This window comes from Silvimonas soli (assembly GCF_030035605.1).
Lineage (GTDB): Bacteria > Pseudomonadota > Gammaproteobacteria > Burkholderiales > Chitinibacteraceae > Silvimonas > Silvimonas soli.
Map to the genome: position 1 here is coordinate 2,185,111 of NZ_CP106736.1, position 17,387 is coordinate 2,202,497.

Below are 17,387 nucleotides of genomic sequence, written 5' to 3' on the forward strand. Positions count from 1 at the left end.
TGCAGATGGCGCATTACAGCGGTAACGCAGCCGGGTTTTCCGAGCCAGATAAAAGTCCGGCGGAAATGAAAACGGCGTCGGCCATGACCGACGCCGCGTCAATCTTGTGTTGCCCACCTCAGTTGGTGGTCAGCAACGCCTTCTTGGCGATGGCGGCTTTATCCGATGAGGGATACTTTTCCAGCAATTGTAGCAGATAGGCGCGCGCACCCTTTTTATCGCCCGCGGCATTGGCAGCCACGGCGCGGCCATAGAGTGCATCCGGCGCAACGGGATCATCCGGCGCCTGGTCCAGCACGGCACCATAAGCCGCTTGCGCCGCTTTGTAGTTCTTCAGCCCGGTCTGGCTTACACCGAGCCAGTATTGGGCGGTTGCGGTATGTGCGCTGTCCGGATTGGCCTGGATAAATTGCGTCAGTGCATTGACTGCATCTTTGTTCTTGCCGCCTTTGGCCAGTGCAATAGCTGCATCCAGCGATTGCTGATTGCTGGCTTGCTGCTCTTGTACGGCTTGAGCCTTGGCTTGTTCGATCGTGCGAACACGCGTGTCCAGGTCAACGTACAAATCTTTCTGCCGCTTGGTGGCTTCATCCAGATTGTATTGCAGCGTTTCATTCTGCCCACGCAAGGTAGCCAGATCCTGCTTGAGTTGTTCAAGCTGGTTGACCAGATCAAGCATGCGTTTGTTGGCGGCTTCCAGGAGCTGGATGCGCTGATCTTGCGAGCTCACCTGGGTCTGCAGGTCGACAATCTGCTTGCGGGCGTCGTCGTCACTGAACAAACCAGCGTTGGCATGGGTGGTGGCAAAAGCCAGAACGAGAAGGGCGGCGATTCGTTTCATCGTTTTCCGGGTTTCAATGTGAAAACAGCGTTGAACCAGCGCCTGCCGGTCCAACGCTGCACGATAGGCAGTTTTATGCCTGCGGGCAAGCCTTACTGTGCCGATTCGCCGTTATAAACGATCTGGGCACGACGGTTACGCGACCATGCTTCTTCGGTATCGCCTTGTTCCAGCGGTTTTTCCTTACCGAAGCTCACGGTTTCGATCTGGCTATCCGGTACACCCAGCGCGCTCAGCTGTTTCTTGACAGCTTCAGCACGCTTTTGACCCAGCGCCATGTTGTATTCGGCAGTACCGCGGTTATCGGTATTGCCTTGCAGGATGATCTTGGCATCCTTGTGTTCCAGCAGGTACTTGGCATGCGCCTGGACCAGGTCGCTGAACTTGCTGTCGACCACGTACGAGTCAAATGCGAAGTAAACGTTACGTTGCGACAGGATGTTGTTCGGGTCAGTCAGCGCGCTGTAGCCGGCAGGCAATGCTTTGCCCTGGGTCAGGTCAACGGTAGCTGGCTTGGTATCAGCAGCAGGCGGAGTGGTGGTCCCGGTAGTGACAGGAGCTGGCTTGGGCGAAGAAGCGCACGCGGCAAGCAAGGCAGTGAGCAATGCGCTCATCAAGATTTTTTTCATATTCAATAATCTCCAAAAGTGTGCATCTGCAACCCATTGGCAGCAACGAGTTGCCGCAGCCCGCTTGTTTGAATGGCACGGCTGCGTGTGCGTCCCGACTGTTTTATTTCAGCATGGGTCCCCATGCCGGCTGCCTTACATCACCCGCTTGCGCTCTGAGGCGAGCCTTGACGCGTCCATCGCTGGACACTGCCGCCAAAACTCCTTTACCTCCAGCCTGTGTTTCGTACAGCACCATCCGGCCATTGGGCGCAAATGTGGGCGAATCGTCACGGCTGCTATCGGTCAACACCTGCACCTGGCGGGTGGACATATCCATGATAGCGACCTTGTAACCACCGCTCTGGGTCACAAACACCAGAGACTTGCCATCGGCACTGACTTTGCCAGAGGCGTTATAGCTGCCCTGAAAGGTAAGGCGCTCAGCCGCGCCACCGTTGCCAGACATTCGATAGATTTGCGGGCTACCGCCACGGTCAGAAGTGAAGATGATCTGGCCATCGGCAGTAAAGGACGGTTCGGTATTGATGTCACCTGTGTTGGTCAGCTGACGGGCATTACTGCTGTTGCTATTGGGGCCGCTGGCATCAACCAGATAAATCTGTGAGCCGCCAGTACGCGTCAGCACCACCGCCAGTTTTGAGCCGTCAGGCGACCAGGCCGGGGCCGAGTTGCTGCCCTTGAAGTTGGAAGCTTTCCAGCGCTTGCCAGACAACAGATCCTGGATATACACCACCGGTTTCTGGTCTTCGAACGATACATAGGCCAGGCGGGTGCCATCGGGCGACCACTTGGGCGACATGATCGGCTGGTTGGATGCCAGGATAGCTTGCGAGCCAAAACCATCGGCATCGGCCACTTGTAGCTCGAAGCGCTTGCCTTGCTTGGTAATGTAGGCGATGCGTGAAGTGAACATGCCACCAAAGCCGGTGATCTTCTGGTAGATCATGTCGGAAATCTTGTGCGCGGCGTAACGCATTTTGGTAGGCGGCACGATCAACTCGTAACCCACCAGTTGTTGCTTGCTGGCGGCATCCATCAGCCAGAACTTGACCGACACTTGGCCGTTACTCGACGGCGAAACATTACCGATCAGCACGGTTTGCGCGCCTTTGGCAGCCACCGCGCCAAAATTGATCTGGCTGGGTTGGTATGGCACCGGCGAAAGATCACCGGCCCCAATCACCTTGAACAAGCCGCTGCGGGTCAAGTCATCGCTCACGACGGTCGTAACCGGCTGTTGCTGCTGCACTTCGTTCTGGAACGGGGCAATCGCAATGGGGTATTGATTGGCACCCACGCCCACGACATCGAACGAGATATCGGCACGCGCCGCGGCGCTGGCCAGCAGGCTCATGGCTAGTACAAAACGGGCAAAGCGTAGCAGCACTGGTTTGTTCTCCTTGTTCAATGTGTATTAGCTGATGATGCGTCAGTCTTTAAGCCGGAAATTCGCCGTCAGTGAACGCCATTCGCCGGTAAACGGCACGCTGCCCGGTCTTGGTGGCAAGCGCCCCAAATCCAGAATGGCGCGTTTCACTGCATCATCGTAGGCCGAATTACCACTTGGCTTGACCACTTGCGCATCCTGCACCGTACCATCAGGCAAAACAGTGATGCGCATGCTGACCGCGGGGTTTTCATCCCCGTTAGGCACGTAATGAATTCTGGACCGCAACAGACTGCTCAAGCTCGCCAGATAACCACCACTCCCCCCCGCGCCAGTGCCTTTACCACCTGCCGGACCGGTATTGCTGGTGGCATCAGGGTTATTGCCCTTGCCACCCGCTTTGCCGTTCGGCTTGGCCTCTGCCGTATTGGTCAGCGTATTGGCCGACAACAAAGCATCCATCGAGTTCGGATCAACCTTGGGCGGTTTTTTCTCAGCCTTCTTTGGCTCTGGCGTCGGCTTGGGCGCCCTGGTTGGTGCTGGCGTTGGCGCAGCAGTCGGTTTCGGTGTTGGCGTCGGCTTGGGAGTTGGGGTCGGCGTAGGTTTTGGCGTCGGTCGCGGCGTAGGCACAACCTTCACTTTTTCTTCCTGAATATCCGGCTTTGGCTCCGGCGTGACCACGGGCTCGGGCGTTATGACCTGATGCTTGACCGGTTTTTCCGGCTGAGGTTCCGGAATTTTTTCAATTGCCGGCGGCGGGCCGCCCCAAAGTTCCACTTCCACCGGTTGCGCCTTGTGCGTTTGCCAGTTCACCGAGAACAGCAAAAACAGCACAAACAGGCCGTGCATCGCCAGCGCCAGAAGCAGCGATAGCGTGGATTTTTCTTCCGGATGTTTGGGTGGGCGATGTTCCATCACTGCGTTCATCAGTGGGTATTCACCTTCAAGCCAACCCGGGCAACCCCGGCCTGCTTGAGTACGTCCATGGCGTTCATCACGGCTTCGTAGCGCACCGATTTATCGGCGGCGATCACGACCGGGCGATCAGCATTGCCGGCCAGATGGGTTTTAACCAGATCGGCCAGACCTTTTACGTCTGGCGTCGATTCCGTGTTGCCCTTGTCATTGACCTTGATCGCGCCATCGGCGCCAATTTCAACAAACACCGGCGCGACATCCATCTGTTTATCAGCTTTGCCCACGGAGGGCAGGTTGACCACACCGCTTTGCATCATCGGCGTGGTCACCATAAAGATCACCAGCAATACCAGCATCACGTCGATATATGGCACGACGTTGATCTGGTTCATTGCGCGGCGCGGGCGTCGGGATCTTGCCATTTCGCAATCCCCTTATTTGGCCGCTTGCCGTTGCAGGATGTTGGAGAACTCTTCAATAAAGCTGTCAAAACGGCTGGCGAGCTGATCCACATCGTGCGCAAAGCTGTTGTACGCCACCACCGCGGGAATCGCCGCAAACAGGCCGATGGCTGTTGCCACCAGCGCTTCGGCAATACCTGGCGCTACGTTAGCCAGCGTGGCTTGACCCACATTGGATAGACCACGGAAGGCATGCATGATGCCCCACACCGTACCGAACAAGCCGACGTAAGGGCTGACCGAACCTGCTGATGCCAGGAACGAGGTGTGTTTGTCCAGGTAATCCAGTTCGCGCTGGTAGCTGGCCCGCATGGCGCGGCGAGTGCCTTCCATGACGTCAGACAGTTCCATGCCGCCTTTCTGGCGCAGCTTGAGAAACTCCGAGAAACCGGAGATGAAAATCCGCTCGATGCCGTTTGGATTGCCGCGCCGCACCTGTTCGTACATCGCGTTCAGATCAGAGCCACTCCAGAAGCGGTCTTCAAACTCGTCAGTGCTCTTTTTGGCTTTGGCGATGGTGAAATACTTGCTGAAAATCCGCCACCAGCTCAGCAGTGACACCAGTACCAAAATCGCCATGACCAACTGCACGACCGTACTGGCCTGCGTGATCAGCGACAGAATCGACATGTCCTGGGTGCCAACTTCCACGGTATTTCTCTCCCTTTATGGCCAGCATTGCGGCCAAAACGCAACATTTTAGGCCGGTATTGGCCATTTTTTGTATGAAACTATGACACGTGAATATTCACGCGGCAGTAATCAAATCCCCGCATCTGTCTTGGGCGGGGTCAAACCAAAGTGCTGATAAGCCAGCAAAGTAGCGATGCGGCCACGCGGCGTGCGCTGCAACAGACCTTGCTGAATCAGATAAGGTTCCAGCACATCTTCAATGGTGTCCGAGGCTTCACCTATGGCGGCCGCCACATTGTCCAGGCCCACTGGCCCGCCACCAAACTTGCTGATGACTGCGTCCAGCAGCTTGCGGTCCATTACATCCAGCCCGGCGTGATCGACGTCCAGCATTAACAAGGCGGCATCGGCCACTTCCTGGGTCACGGTGCCATCGGCTTTGACTTCGGCGTAATCACGTACCCGACGCAGCAAGCGATTGGCGATCCGTGGCGTGCCACGCGAGCGTCGCGCTACTTCAAACGCGCCATCGCCCAGAATGTTGACATCCATGAGCCCAGCCGAACGCTCAACAATGCGGGTCAACTCCTCCGCAGTGTAGAACTCCAGGCGCGCCACGATGCCAAAACGATCGCGCAACGGGTTGGTCAGCATGCCGGCGCGGGTGGTGGCGCCAATCAAGGTGAAAGGGGGGAGGTCGAGTTTGACCGAACGCGCGGCCGGGCCTTCACCGATCATGATATCGAGTTGGAAGTCTTCGAGCGCTGGGTAGAGAATTTCTTCCACCACAGGCGAAAGTCGGTGAATTTCGTCAATAAACAGAACATCGTGCGGCTCAAGATTGGTGAGTAGCGCCGCTAGATCGCCAGCGCGTTCCAGCACCGGGCCACTGGTCTGGCGCAGATTCACTCCCAACTCACGCGAGATGATGTGTGCGAGCGTGGTCTTGCCCAAACCCGGCGGCCCGAACAGCAACACGTGATCCAGCGCTTCGCCGCGTTTCTTGGCGGCTTCGATAAAAATTTCCAGCTGGCCACGTGCTTTTTTCTGGCCAACATATTCGTCCAGCAGTTTGGGGCGCAAAGCGCGCTCCAGTTGCTCCTCCTGCGACGACATGGTTTTGGCAGTAATCAGCCGCTCGGCGGGGGCGGCAGAAAGGGAATCGGTTTCGATCATCGGTGCAGGTTCCAGGCAAATGTCGGGCACGGCCCATGCGGGAAAGGCCCAAGAGAGGCAAATCCGCTGCGTGCTAGACTGGCAGTCCGGCTATTGTAGCCGGATAGGTACGTCTTCAGGGCGGGGTGAAATTCCCCACCGGCGGTATGGCGATGGATGGATTGGCGGCAACGCCGGATGTCCCGCGCTGAGCCCGCGAGCGCTTGCTGATCACCGGGACAATGGCCCGGGTCGGCAAGGTCAGCAGATCCGGTTATCCCAAAGGCCGTACACAAAAGCGTCATGACACGACGCCGAGCCGCCGACAGTACATGTTTGGTACGGCCAGGCTCGGCAACACAGTCAGGGCGTTTTTGTGTGCGGCCCCGAAAGGAGATTCCGGGGCCGACGGTTAGAGTCCGGATGAAAGAAGAGCGTGCTCACCGCGCAGATCAGCGATTGCGTGCATGCCATTTTGCGCGTGCCGTTTGCTGACTGCGTGGTGTGTATTCGTTGGTTTTACTTCTTGTCTTTTTCAAAGCCCTGAAACGTTTATCGCACTTACATATTGATCATCAGGATCACTTGCGAGGACGTTTCTCATGCATTCCCCACAGCAATCTCTTTCCAGTCTGACTCCAGCCGAATTACATGCGGTAGAAGGCGCCATTGCCACCATCAAAGCCGGTAAACCCGTGTTGCTGCTGGATGACGATGATCGTGAAAACGAGGCCGATATCGTCATGGCCGCCGAGGCGGTAGATATCCCCAACATGGCGCTGATGATTCGCGAATGCAGCGGCATTGTTTGTTTATGCCTGAGCAATGATCTGGCCGATGCACTGGCCCTGCAGCCGATGGTGCCCGCCAATCAGAGCCGTTACCAAACGGCGTTTACCGTGACTATCGAAGCGGCCCAAGGCACGACCACCGGGGTTTCCGCTGCCGACCGCGTCACCACCATTCTCACCGCCGTAGCGGATGGCGCCAGGCCAGAACACCTGACCCGGCCTGGTCACGTCTTCCCGTTACGTGCCCGCAATGGCGGGGTACTGGAACGACGGGGCCATACCGAAGGGTCCGTTGATCTGGCGCGGCTGGCAGGCTTCAAACCCGCCGCAGTGCTGTGCGAACTAATGAACCCGGACGGCACCATGGCAGTTGGCGAACAGATCATGGCATTTGCGCAACGGCACAGCATGCCGGTGGTCACCATCGACGCGCTGGCTCGCTATCTGGCCCAGCAGACGACTGTTAGCCGCGAACCAGTTGCCGCAATGCCAGCTTGATGCCTTGCGCCACTTCAACGTCGGCTGGCAGTTCTTTCATGGCTTGCGCGGCTTCACGTTCGTTGTAACCCAGCGCCAGCAATGCGTGCAGCACATCGGCGTGGCCGCCTTGCTCCAGCAGCGGGGCGGCCAGCTTGCCCGTGGTCGTCGTCGCGGCGGCCATGCTGCCCAGCTTGCCCTTGAGTTCCAGAACCAGACGTTCTGCGGTCTTCTTGCCGATGCCGGGCACTTTGGACAACCGGGTGATGTTTTCGGTAGCAATCGCAACGGCCAGTTCGTCTGCAGATAAGCCAGACAGGATAGCCAGCGCAATCTTGGCACCAATGCCGGTGATCTTGATCAGGGCGCGGAACAGATCGCGTTCGTCGCGGGTGGCGAAGGCGTACAGCAACTGGGCGTCTTCACGCACCACCATGTGGGTAAACAGGGTGACTGGCTCGCCCACATGCGGCAGCACGTAGATTGTGCTCATTGGCACGTCGACTTCATAGCCGACACCGGCCACGTCAATGACCAGTTGCGGAGGTTGTTTTTCGACGAGCGTGCCGCTCAGGCGTCCTATCATCTGTGAAATCCGGAAAAGGGGAACGGGAAAAAGAGGAGTATAGCGGGATCGTGCGCCAGCACAGCACTGGACACATCAAGCCAGACGGCCGCGCTTGATCTTCAAGCCCGCGCCAAGTTGCTTGAGTGCACTACCTGCGTGCTGCGCGTGAGTCAGCGCGACGGCCAGCGCATCGGCGGCATCGGCTTGCGGCAAGCCATTAAGCTTGAGCAGCCGCTGCACCATGTGCTGCACCTGATCTTTATCAGCATGGCCATTGCCAACCACCGCTTGTTTGACCTGCAGAGCGGTGTATTCAGAAATGGGGAGTTTGGCGATGACCAGCGCCGAGATCACGGCGCCACGGGCCTGGCCCAGCATCAGTGTCGATTGCGGATTCACGTTCACGAACACTTGTTCAACGGCAGCTACATCAGGCTGGTAAGTGGCGGCGACCTGAGCAATGCCTTCGAGCAAGCTGGCGATGCGCTCGGGCAAAGTGCCACCGACCGGGGTGCGTATACAGCCAGACGCCACATACGCGCGTTGCTGCCCCGCAATATCCAGTACGCCAAACCCGGTGACCCGTGAACCGGGGTCAATACCCAGGATGCGCATTACCGGCCGCTCGCCGCTTGCAGTGCCAGATCTTTGGTGAACGACCAACGTCGCACCACCACCAAGACGGTGGCGCGATTGCCGTTTTCATCAACCAGGCCCTTGGGGAGGCGGCTGAATGGCGCCGAACGATGCACGATCTGCAGCGCCGCTTCGTCCAGCTTCGGATTGCCCGAACTGCTATCGATGGTGGCCGAGCGCAGCGAACCATCTTCATTGATTTCAGCAGTCAGCGTCAGCTTGCCGTAGAGCTTGTTGCCATTCGCATCGGCCGGGTACAACGTGGTACCCAAGCGCTCAATCTTGAGCTTCCACTGGTCTTCCCACACTGCAGTCAGGCTCTTGTTGGCTGGCAAGCCAATGCGCGCCTTGCGCGGGCGTTGCTGATATTCCTGGTTTTCCTGGTCGATCTTGCCCATCGCGCCGCTCAGATCCTTGATCTGCTGATTGAGCTTTTCGTGATCGACGCCAGTCGTATGGGTCTGTTGCGATTTATCCGCAGCATCCTGCAATTGCTGCACGGTGGCCGGAACCTGGCTTTTGATCTGCGCCATCAAGCGAGCCGAATTTTGCTCAAGCTCCTGCTCCTGGCGCATCACCTGTTGCAATTCGGTATTGAACTGGTCCGACTTGGCAGGCAACGGGCTGGACACCTGTTTGTCGGCATCGGTGTTACCGCCGGCATCCTGGTCCACCTGGGCCCGCACTTTGGCCTTGGTGGGCGCAGTGGCGGTGGCTTTGTTGACGAGTTCCACCTGCATGAACTCGGTTGAAACTGAAGGCAACATATCGGGGCGAACGATTTTGATGCCAATAATGATTGCGGCATGAGCGAGCGCCGACACGACGATTGCTGTCGTCATGAACCGTTCACCGCGCATCATTGCCAATTCGCCTGTCATGGAAGTCATCCGCCGAGTGTAGCATAGCAGTCTTATTCACAAGAACGAGCCGCCTGGCGCGGCGTTTGCAAGCCTGACCGGCATTGTTAATATGCTGCGTCGCCCATATATGGATGTGAATCAAAATGCGTCTGACCCCGATTCTGCTCACCTGTCTGCTTGCCGCCACAACTCTGGCCCATGCAGAAGACGGCGCCAAAGTCGCCGCCAAGTACAATTGTCTGGCCTGTCATGCGGTCGATCATAAAATTGTCGGCCCGGCTTACAAGGATGTGGCGGCCAAGTATCGCGGGCAGCCAGGGGCAGAGGCCAAGCTGATGAAGACAGTAAAAGAAGGCGGTGGCGGCACTTGGGGCACCATCGCGATGCCGGCGCAGCAAATTGGCGATGAAGATTTGCGCACCATAATCAAATGGATACTGGTACAAAAATAGTCAGCCAGCACAGTGACAAGGCGCACTTTGTGTTGCACCGGCGGTCTTATTGTGGATTGGCTGATATTGCATTGGGCGCATGAGTTGATTAAGCTCCATGCCCATTTGGCGGGCCGGGTTTTGTAAGCCTCTTGCCATTTTAACCACCGGCCCACCCGGTTCTGATAAGCGAGCACGACAATGGCCAAACTCACCGAACAAGACATCCTCAGCTGGAACGGTCCGGAAGGGGATTACATGAATCAGGACCATCTTCAGTTTTTCCGGGAACTGCTCCAGAAAATGAAGGTGGAACTGCTGGCGAACGCAAACCAGACCAGTCAGCACCTGCAAGAGCAGGAAGCGACACCGGATCCGGCTGACCGCGCAACGCTGGAAGAAGAATACGCACTGGAACTGCGCACGCGTGATCGCGAACGCAAGCTGCTGCTGAAGATCGACTCCACGCTGCGCAAACTGGATGATGGCTCTTACGGCTACTGCGAAGACACTGGTGAACCGATTGGTCTGGCCCGTCTGGTTGCCCGTCCGACCGCTTCGCTGTCGCTGGAAGCCCAGGAACGCCGCGAACGCCTGAAAAAGCAGTTCGCTGACTGATCTGCAACTGACTGCGCCCATTGCGCAGAGCGGGCACTAGTTCGCTTTGCAGTTTCATGCGCATCGCACCCGCTGCCATCCCGGCCGGGTGCGTTGTTGTTTTCTGCACCCGCTGTTTATGATCGCGCGCACTGACGCGGTAACGCCAAATTCGGCACAACATCCGTGCGCCACGGCCGCGCATCGCCCCGAATACGTGCTTTCACTCTTGTTCCGCGCTGGCGGGCAAGCTACTCTAGTGGTTTCCCAAAAATCTTGCGGTGCAGCAAGCCTTGGCACCGGCCGACCTCCAGGACTGTTTATGCAATACCAGACCGACGACGTACGTATCCGTGAAATCAAGGAGTTGCTGCCTCCGGTTGCCGTTCTGGAAAAGTATCCGGTCACCGAAACAGCCTCCAGGACCGCTTTCCAGAGCCGCCAGGCCATCCAGAATATCCTGCATGATCGCGACGACCGCCTGCTGGTCATCATTGGCCCCTGTTCCATCCATGATCCGGTTGCGGCACTGGAATATGGCCGCAAGCTGATCGCGTTGCGTGAACAGCACAAAGCTCATCTTGAAGTGGTCATGCGCGTGTACTTTGAAAAGCCGCGCACTACCGTAGGCTGGAAAGGCCTGATCAATGATCCGTTTCTCAATGGCAGCTTCAATATCAATGAAGGCCTGCGCATTGCACGCAAGTTGCTGCTGGATCTGAACGACACCGGTTTGCCTACTGCTGGCGAATTCCTCGACATGATCACCCCGCAATATGTGGCTGATCTGATGAGCTGGGGCGCCATTGGTGCACGTACCACCGAATCTCAGGTTCACCGCGAACTGGCTTCGGGGATTTCGTGTCCGGTCGGCTTCAAGAATGGTACCGACGGCAATCTGCGTATTGCGCTTGATGCCATCCGTTCCGCCTCGGCACCGCATCATTTCTTGTCAGTAACCAAGATGGGCCATTCCGCCATCGTCGCCACCGCCGGTAACCCGGATTGCCATGTGATTTTGCGCGGCGGCAAAGAACCGAATTACGACGCCAACCACGTGCGCGCTGCCATGGCCGATCTGGCTGCAGTCGGTTTGCCAGAAAAACTGATGGTCGACTTCAGTCATGCCAATAGTCGCAAAGACTATCGCCGGCAGATGGAAGTCTCGTCAGATATCAGCGCGCAAATTGGCGAAGGCAACAAAGCCATTTTCGGCGTGATGATCGAAAGCCATCTGGTGGAAGGTCGCCAGGATCATGTTGAAGGCCAGCCACTGTGCTACGGCCAATCCATTACCGATGCCTGCATCGGCTGGAGCGACACCGAAAAAACCCTGCAAGAACTAGCCAACGCCGTGGCACAACGTCGCGCCTTGGGCAAAATCGGCGCCTGATCGGGACGTTGCCGATTAGCTCGCACACCAAAACGCCTCGTCAGGGGCGTTTTTTTTGGCCAACGCTTCGTTACCGGTTGGTTTATTTGTGAGCAGAACCACGGTGCGGTGGTCGATAGTGTAGTTTCATGGTTAACCGCCAACATCCAGCTACCCAGAGATGCGCCAACCACTCGTTCCACTTCACCTGCTGGCCTTGAATGCCGACGCCACCTTGCCGTGGCGCCAGGCTGTATCGTCGGGCATTGCAGTTGGGCTGCCCGCGCTGATCGGCCTGCTGACCGATAATCCGGTGGGTGCCTTGCTGGGCGCAGTCGGGGGCTTGTATGCCACGTTGCTGGATTACGGCGGTACGGCACGGCATCGACTGCTGACTCAGGCATTTGGCCTGTGCCTGATCCTGGGCAGCGGCGCTTTGGGTCTGTGGTTGGGGCCGCATCACGTCATGATGTTTGTGCTGCTGGCGTTGCTCACTTTTGCCATCGGCTGGAGCGACGGTCTGGGTGTTGCAATGGACAACATCTTTCGCTTCGCCGCACTGGCCCTGGTGCTGTACGCCTATCTGCCCGCACCACCTGGCGCCGCATTTATCTTTCTGGCAATTGGTATTGGCGTCGGCGTTGCCAGTGTATTGATCGACGACCGCCTGTGGCCCCGCGCGCTACCACGGCAGCATAACGGTCTGAAAAATGCGTTTCGACAGTTACGCTCCGGGCATAGTGCCGGACTGCTGCATGCCGTTGGCCTGAGTGTGACGACCTGCGCCGCGCTGTGGATCGCCCAGCACACGCATTATCCGCGCCCAGCCTGGGTGGCCGCAGTGGTGTTGTTTGTCACCCGCCCGGATGGGCTCGATAGCCTCACCCGGCTGTTTCGCAGTGTCTTTGGCGCGTTGATCGGAGTGGCGCTGGCCTGGCTGGTCACGCATCTCACCCCGGAAACCTACGCCTTGTATGGCTGGGCTGTGCTATTTGCGTTTTTGCGCCCTCTGGCGCTGGCCCGCAATTTCTGGGCGCACTACGCCCTCATGACCGCCATGTTGATGATCCTGTTCGATATTCTGCTGTTACCGGAAGGTCAGGCGGCGGGCGTTGCCATCCTGGCAATCCGTTTGCATGGCGTGGTATTGGGTGCGCTGATCGCATTGATCGGCATGGTGACGTTCAACCAGCAAGCCCGGCGTTATTTCGTGCAACAGGTCCGCGATCGATTGCCCGGCAAATAACGCGCTGCCCGGCACTAGCTAGCGCCGCAACAAGCCCCGCACATGGCGTTCCACATCGTGTTCTTCGATTTCGCCTTGCGCACCGGTGCCTGCTACTTCCGCCAGATCTACCCCCAAACGTGCGGCCAGTTGTGCGGCTTTAAGGCTGGCGACCAGGTAATCCCGGCGGGCCACATAAGCAGCCACCAGCGCCGGCGGTTCGTCGTCACCGGGCTGCACCGGCGGCGGCAAGATTTCCAGCCAGTCGCCGTCTTCGTCCTCGACTTCCATCATCAGCAGCAAGCCCGTGGACTCGATCTGATCACCGGTCTCGACCAGATAGCGGTCAACAAAACCGGCAGCCGGCGCGTGGATGGCGATTTCGTCATCGCCAGCGCGCAAGGTCACCAGCAAGTCATCGGCACTGACACCGGCGCCCACGGCCGAATGCAGCTCGGCCACCAGCGCCTGGCCCGCAAATTCGGGAGCACAGATGAGATGGGTCGTATATTCTTTTGTCATCATTCTTCGGCGCTGTAAACGGTCGTATCCCGCATTGGACGTGGTAAAAATCTACGCAAAGCGCATTGATCTGTACCAATATTTGCTTCTGATGGCGTCATAAAATATGCAGCGGTAATTTTATGCCATCGCATTACACGCGCGCATGGCAAATCAGCTTCACCGATCAGGCGCCAGTATAACCGGGCCAGCCCTACAGACCGCGAATCGCCGCCGTAATGCCCAGGCGAAGGTCGATAGTTCGACTGGATTTAGCAGTTCAACCCGCGATGCTGGCGCGATTTATCGCGGAACTCACCCAATGCGCCGCTACATGCGGCGCGGGCATGAATGCCGGAGCACCAGCTGCCCGCATGCCAACCAGGAGAAATGCCTCATGAATGACCTGATTCTGATCATCAACGCTGGTTCATCCAGCATCAAGTTTTCCCTGTTTGCACAAACATCTGCTGATCCAGAGCTGTTGTACAAGGGTCAGGTTGAAGGCATTTACGTCGACCCGCAATTTTCTGCCAAGAATGCCGCTGGCGACAAACTGGCCGATGAAAAACTGCCAGCGGATTCCCCGCGCAGCCACGACTACGCCCTGCGCTACCTGCTTGATTGGGTTAATGGCCATACCGACGGTCGCAAGCTGGCAGTGATTGGCCATCGCGTGGTGCATGGCGGTTTCAACTTTACTCAACCGGTACGCATTGACGCGCAAGTGTTGGCCGAACTGGATAAAACCGTATCGCTGGCACCGTTGCATGCACCCGCCAACATCGGCCCGATGAAGGCACTGGCTTCGCTGTTGCCAGACGTGCCGCAAGTGGCATGTTTTGACACCGCCTTCCATCGCACCCAGCCTGAGATTAATCAGCTGTACGCACTGCCGGTAGAACTGGCCGAACGCGAGGGTATCCGCCGCTGGGGCTTTCATGGCCTGTCGTACGAATACATTGCCAGCGTTCTGCCGCAGATTGACCAGCGCGCTGCCAACGGTCGCACCGTCGTCTGCCATCTGGGTAATGGCGCTTCGATGGCAGCGCTGGATCAGGGCAAGTGTGTGCTGACCACCATGGGCTTCACCGCACTCGAAGGCCTGCCGATGGGCACCCGTACCGGCAGTCTCGATCCGGCCATCGTGCTGCATTTGATGACGCATCTGAAAATGACCACCGCCGAAATCGAAACCCTGTTGTACAAGGAATCGGGCTTGTTGGGATTGTCAGGTGTTTCCAGCGATATGCGCGAGCTGCATGCCAGCAAAGAACCGCGCGCGCGCATGGCAGTGGAATACTTTGCCAACCGTATCGTGCAGCAAGTGGGTTCGCTGGCCGCGTCTATTCAAGGTCTGGATGCGCTGGTGTTCACCGCCGGTATTGGCGAGAACGATGACGAATTGCGCGCGCTGGTCTGCAATGCACTGCGCTGGCTGGGTGTAGACATTGATGAGAGTGTCAATGCCAAGCGCAGTGGCGAGCCACGCCGTATTTCCCGCGCGGACAGCAAAGTAGCCGTTTACGTGGTGCCAACCAACGAAGAACTGATGATTGCGCGGCATGCCTTGCGCTGTATTGCCGCCTAACGCTTGGCAACATCTTTTCAGCACTTTCTGCCCAAGGGCACAGCATATCGCTGTGCCCTTGTTGTTTGTGCGGCCAGCCAATGTAATAAAAAATGGCGATGGTTGCACCGGATCGCAGCCAAACCGGCTATCGTGTGTTCCCTTGCTTGCAGCGGCTGAAATCCTCAAGCGGCGCCAGCAAGGGAACGCATCACTCCGATGCAGGTCCACAACGGGCAACATAGCTCTGTGCTTCACACAGCTTTCACAGCATTTGCCGATACTGATCAACTTGTCAGCATCACTGTTTGGTCAATACGATGCAGCGTGAGGCAGACAATCAAGGAATTACGAGATGGATTACACCGGCATCATCATCGACAACAGTGTGGAACCCAAGCGGGTTCCAGCCAGCCACGGCTGGCTCTGGATCACCGACGCGTTTCGGCTGTTTTTCCGCCATTGGTGGCAATGGCTGTTGCTGACTGCAATTACATTGACGATTTTGATGGGCGTAATGCTGATCCCGGTGCTGGGCATGATTACCCCGGTGATCGCACCGGTGTTGCTGGCTGGCATTGCCTGGGCCGCCAATGAATCCCGCGTCAACAACCGCGCGCCCGCTGTACCGGACCTGTTCAACGGCCTGAAAACGCATGCGCGCAGCCTGTTGGGTGTCGGGCTGATTTATGCCATCGGCACCATGATTATCGTGATGATCCTCGGCGGCCTGTCAGCCTTGCTGATTTCACCGGATCAGATCGCCGCCATTCGCAGTGCCGAAACCACGCATGAAATCCCGGATCTGGGTGCCGGTAGCCTGGTGTTCATCCTGCTATTTTTCTTTGGCATGCTGGTGATGAACAGCATTTATTTCTTTGCGCCGCAGCTGGTCGTTCTGCGCAACATGCGTGCCGTTGAAGCCATGCGCACCAGCTATCTGGCGTTCTGGCGCAACTGGCTGCCGCTGACAGTTGCCGGCTTGATCCTGATGGTGCTGGCCGTTATTGCCAGCTTGCCCATGATGCTGGGGCTGATCATTTTATTGCCGGTATCGCTGCTGTTTAACTACTGCTGCTATGCCGATGTATTTAGCGAATTTAGCGACATTCCTCCTCATCCATAAGGAAGTATCGTGCCTGAAAGTCCGTACAAGGGAAAAACCGGGGTACAACGCGTCTTCAATGCTCTGGGCTACTCGCTCGACGGGCTGAGCGCTGGCTGGAAAAACGAGGCCGCTTTTCGCCAGGTCGCGTTGCTGGGTTGTGTCGGGATTGTGGTGGCGTTCATCGTGCCGCTGCATGCTTGGGCGCGAGCCGTGGTGATCGCCAGCCACTTGCTGACGGTGATTGTGGAATTGCTCAACTCGGCCATTGAAGCCGCCGTCGATCACACCTCGCTGGAACGCCATGAACTGGCCAAGCGCGCCAAGGACCTGGGCAGCGCCGCCCAGTTGATCTGCCTGATCAATCTGGCAGCGATGTGGGCCTTGGGGCTCACTGGAACCTGACCGTACGACAAGTTCGAGTACCCAACAAAAAACCCCGCCAGTTTGCAGCTGCGGGGTTTTTGTTGGGCGTTGCTGATGCTTCAGGTACTACAAACGCGGATCAACCGTTGCGCTTGAATTCCTTGATCACATGCTGCTGGCGGCGGCTGACGGCCAAACGCTCCGGCACGTCTTTCAATACGGCGACCCAGTGGGTTTCACCGCCATTGGAAGGCATCTTTTCAAAGCCGACCAGCGATTCACGCGCCACCAGACAATTGCGGTGGATGCGCACGAAGCGGCTGCCAAATTCTTCTTCCAGCCGGGTCAGTGAATCCTCCAGCAAATACTCCCGTTCACGCGTGCGCAACGTAATGTATTTCTGCTCTGCCTTCAGATAACGCGCTTCGGCTACCGGAATCAGATGCAAACGGCCGCGCTCGGTCACACTGAAATGGCTGCGGGCATGCGAGGCCGGTTCGGCCTGGCTGCGCGCCTGGCGCAATTCCAGCACGCGGTTCAGCGCATCGAGCAAACGCTCGCGCCGGATCGGTTTGAGCAAGTAGTCTATCGCGCGCACTTCAAAAGCCGCAACGCCGTACTCTTCAAAGGCCGTAGCGAAGATGATTGCGGGCGGCTGGGACAACCCCTGCAACTCACGCGCCAATTCAATGCCGCTCATTTGCGGCATCTGTATATCGATAATGGCAGCGTCTGCATCAGCCTCGGCCAATTGGGCCAGCGCGGATACGCCATTGGTGGCTGTGCCAACAATCTCGATAGGGCATTCGCCCGATACATCGTTCAACACATCTTCCAGCCTGCGCAGGGCAGGCATTT

Annotated in this window: 20 protein-coding genes; 8 read left to right on the plus strand and 12 right to left on the minus strand. The window is 57.6% G+C overall.

Annotated elements, in window-relative coordinates; translation table 11 throughout:
- Positions 1 to 118: 118 nt before the first annotated feature.
- The 7 genes from N7220_RS10040 to ruvB all read right to left on the minus strand — a co-directional run bounded on the left by N7220_RS10040 (position 119) and on the right by ruvB (position 6,048).
- A complete protein-coding gene (locus N7220_RS10040) occupies positions 119 to 841 on the minus strand; it encodes a YbgF trimerization domain-containing protein (protein WP_283151317.1) in 723 nt (240 codons plus the stop codon).
- 92 nt (positions 842 to 933) lie between these two features.
- Positions 934 to 1,470 carry a peptidoglycan-associated lipoprotein Pal gene (gene pal / locus N7220_RS10045; RefSeq protein ID WP_283151318.1) on the minus strand — a complete coding sequence of 179 codons (537 nt, stop codon included), beginning with the start codon at positions 1,468 to 1,470 and terminating at the stop codon, positions 934 to 936.
- 103 nt (positions 1,471 to 1,573) lie between these two features.
- Positions 1,574 to 2,860 (minus strand): Tol-Pal system beta propeller repeat protein TolB, encoded by a 1,287-nt coding sequence (tolB, locus tag N7220_RS10050; protein WP_283151319.1) that lies wholly within the window; start codon positions 2,858 to 2,860, stop codon positions 1,574 to 1,576.
- A gap of 42 nt (positions 2,861 to 2,902) precedes the next feature.
- Positions 2,903 to 3,787 carry an energy transducer TonB gene (locus tag N7220_RS10055; RefSeq protein ID WP_283151320.1) on the minus strand — a complete coding sequence of 295 codons (885 nt, stop codon included), beginning with the start codon at positions 3,785 to 3,787 and terminating at the stop codon, positions 2,903 to 2,905.
- On the minus strand, positions 3,787 to 4,200 hold the full coding sequence (tolR, locus tag N7220_RS10060) for a protein TolR (protein ID WP_283151321.1): 414 nt from the start codon (positions 4,198 to 4,200) through the stop codon (positions 3,787 to 3,789). Before tolR ends, N7220_RS10055 begins: the two co-directional genes overlap by 1 nt.
- Before the next feature lie 12 nt (positions 4,201 to 4,212).
- A complete protein-coding gene (gene tolQ, locus N7220_RS10065) occupies positions 4,213 to 4,890 on the minus strand; it encodes a protein TolQ (RefSeq protein WP_425326777.1) in 678 nt (225 codons plus the stop codon).
- Positions 4,891 to 5,001: 111 nt separating this feature from the next.
- Entirely contained in the window at positions 5,002 to 6,048 is a 1,047-nt protein-coding gene (gene ruvB / locus N7220_RS10070) for a Holliday junction branch migration DNA helicase RuvB (RefSeq protein ID WP_283151322.1), read from the minus strand.
- A 581-nt stretch (positions 6,049 to 6,629) separates the two neighbouring features.
- Between ruvB and ribB the strand changes: the two genes are divergently transcribed.
- Positions 6,630 to 7,316 (plus strand): 3,4-dihydroxy-2-butanone-4-phosphate synthase, encoded by a 687-nt coding sequence (ribB, locus tag N7220_RS10075; RefSeq protein ID WP_283151323.1) that lies wholly within the window; start codon positions 6,630 to 6,632, stop codon positions 7,314 to 7,316.
- Here the strand turns inward: ribB and ruvA are convergent.
- The 3 genes from ruvA to N7220_RS10090 form a co-directional block, all read right to left on the minus strand.
- Positions 7,282 to 7,881, minus strand: coding sequence for a Holliday junction branch migration protein RuvA (gene ruvA, locus N7220_RS10080; protein WP_283151324.1), 600 nt, complete (start codon positions 7,879 to 7,881; stop codon positions 7,282 to 7,284). The two genes, ribB and ruvA, sit on opposite strands and share 35 nt — an antisense overlap.
- A 75-nt stretch (positions 7,882 to 7,956) precedes the next feature.
- Positions 7,957 to 8,478, minus strand: a complete 522-nt coding sequence (ruvC, locus tag N7220_RS10085; protein WP_283151325.1) for a crossover junction endodeoxyribonuclease RuvC — start codon at positions 8,476 to 8,478, stop codon at positions 7,957 to 7,959.
- Positions 8,478 to 9,341, minus strand: a complete 864-nt coding sequence (locus tag N7220_RS10090; RefSeq protein ID WP_283151326.1) for an energy transducer TonB — start codon at positions 9,339 to 9,341, stop codon at positions 8,478 to 8,480. Before N7220_RS10090 ends, ruvC begins: the two co-directional genes overlap by 1 nt.
- Positions 9,342 to 9,505: 164 nt before the next feature.
- On the opposite strand from N7220_RS10090, the gene N7220_RS10095 reads away from it, so the two are divergent.
- The 4 genes from N7220_RS10095 to N7220_RS10110 all read left to right on the plus strand — a co-directional run bounded on the left by N7220_RS10095 (position 9,506) and on the right by N7220_RS10110 (position 13,008).
- Positions 9,506 to 9,814, plus strand: a complete 309-nt coding sequence (locus N7220_RS10095) for a c-type cytochrome (RefSeq protein WP_283151327.1) — start codon at positions 9,506 to 9,508, stop codon at positions 9,812 to 9,814.
- A 180-nt stretch (positions 9,815 to 9,994) separates the two neighbouring features.
- Positions 9,995 to 10,411, plus strand: coding sequence for an RNA polymerase-binding protein DksA (gene dksA / locus N7220_RS10100; protein ID WP_283151328.1), 417 nt, complete (start codon positions 9,995 to 9,997; stop codon positions 10,409 to 10,411).
- A gap of 301 nt (positions 10,412 to 10,712) precedes the next feature.
- Positions 10,713 to 11,783 (plus strand): 3-deoxy-7-phosphoheptulonate synthase AroG, encoded by a 1,071-nt coding sequence (gene aroG, locus N7220_RS10105; protein WP_283151329.1) that lies wholly within the window; start codon positions 10,713 to 10,715, stop codon positions 11,781 to 11,783.
- 160 nt (positions 11,784 to 11,943) lie between these two features.
- Entirely contained in the window at positions 11,944 to 13,008 is a 1,065-nt protein-coding gene (locus N7220_RS10110) for an FUSC family protein (RefSeq protein ID WP_283151330.1), read from the plus strand.
- Positions 13,009 to 13,026: 18 nt separating this feature from the next.
- On the opposite strand, the gene N7220_RS10115 is transcribed toward N7220_RS10110, so the two are convergent.
- A complete protein-coding gene (locus tag N7220_RS10115) occupies positions 13,027 to 13,512 on the minus strand; it encodes an E3 binding domain-containing protein (protein WP_283151331.1) in 486 nt (161 codons plus the stop codon).
- A gap of 373 nt (positions 13,513 to 13,885) precedes the next feature.
- Here N7220_RS10115 and N7220_RS10120 point away from each other — a divergent pair, with 373 nt between their 5' ends.
- From N7220_RS10120 to N7220_RS10130, 3 genes are all read left to right on the plus strand, one after another.
- Positions 13,886 to 15,079: an acetate/propionate family kinase gene (locus tag N7220_RS10120; RefSeq protein WP_283151332.1), complete on the plus strand. Its 1,194-nt coding sequence runs from the start codon at positions 13,886 to 13,888 to the stop codon at positions 15,077 to 15,079.
- 334 nt (positions 15,080 to 15,413) lie between these two features.
- On the plus strand, positions 15,414 to 16,184 hold the full coding sequence (locus N7220_RS10125) for a BPSS1780 family membrane protein (RefSeq protein ID WP_283151333.1): 771 nt from the start codon (positions 15,414 to 15,416) through the stop codon (positions 16,182 to 16,184).
- A gap of 9 nt (positions 16,185 to 16,193) precedes the next feature.
- Positions 16,194 to 16,568: a diacylglycerol kinase gene (locus N7220_RS10130; RefSeq protein ID WP_283151334.1), complete on the plus strand. Its 375-nt coding sequence runs from the start codon at positions 16,194 to 16,196 to the stop codon at positions 16,566 to 16,568.
- 100 nt (positions 16,569 to 16,668) lie between these two features.
- On the opposite strand, the gene N7220_RS10135 is transcribed toward N7220_RS10130, so the two are convergent.
- A complete protein-coding gene (locus N7220_RS10135; RefSeq protein ID WP_283151335.1) occupies positions 16,669 to 17,385 on the minus strand; it encodes a LytR/AlgR family response regulator transcription factor in 717 nt (238 codons plus the stop codon).
- Positions 17,386 to 17,387: the final 2 nt, after the last annotated feature.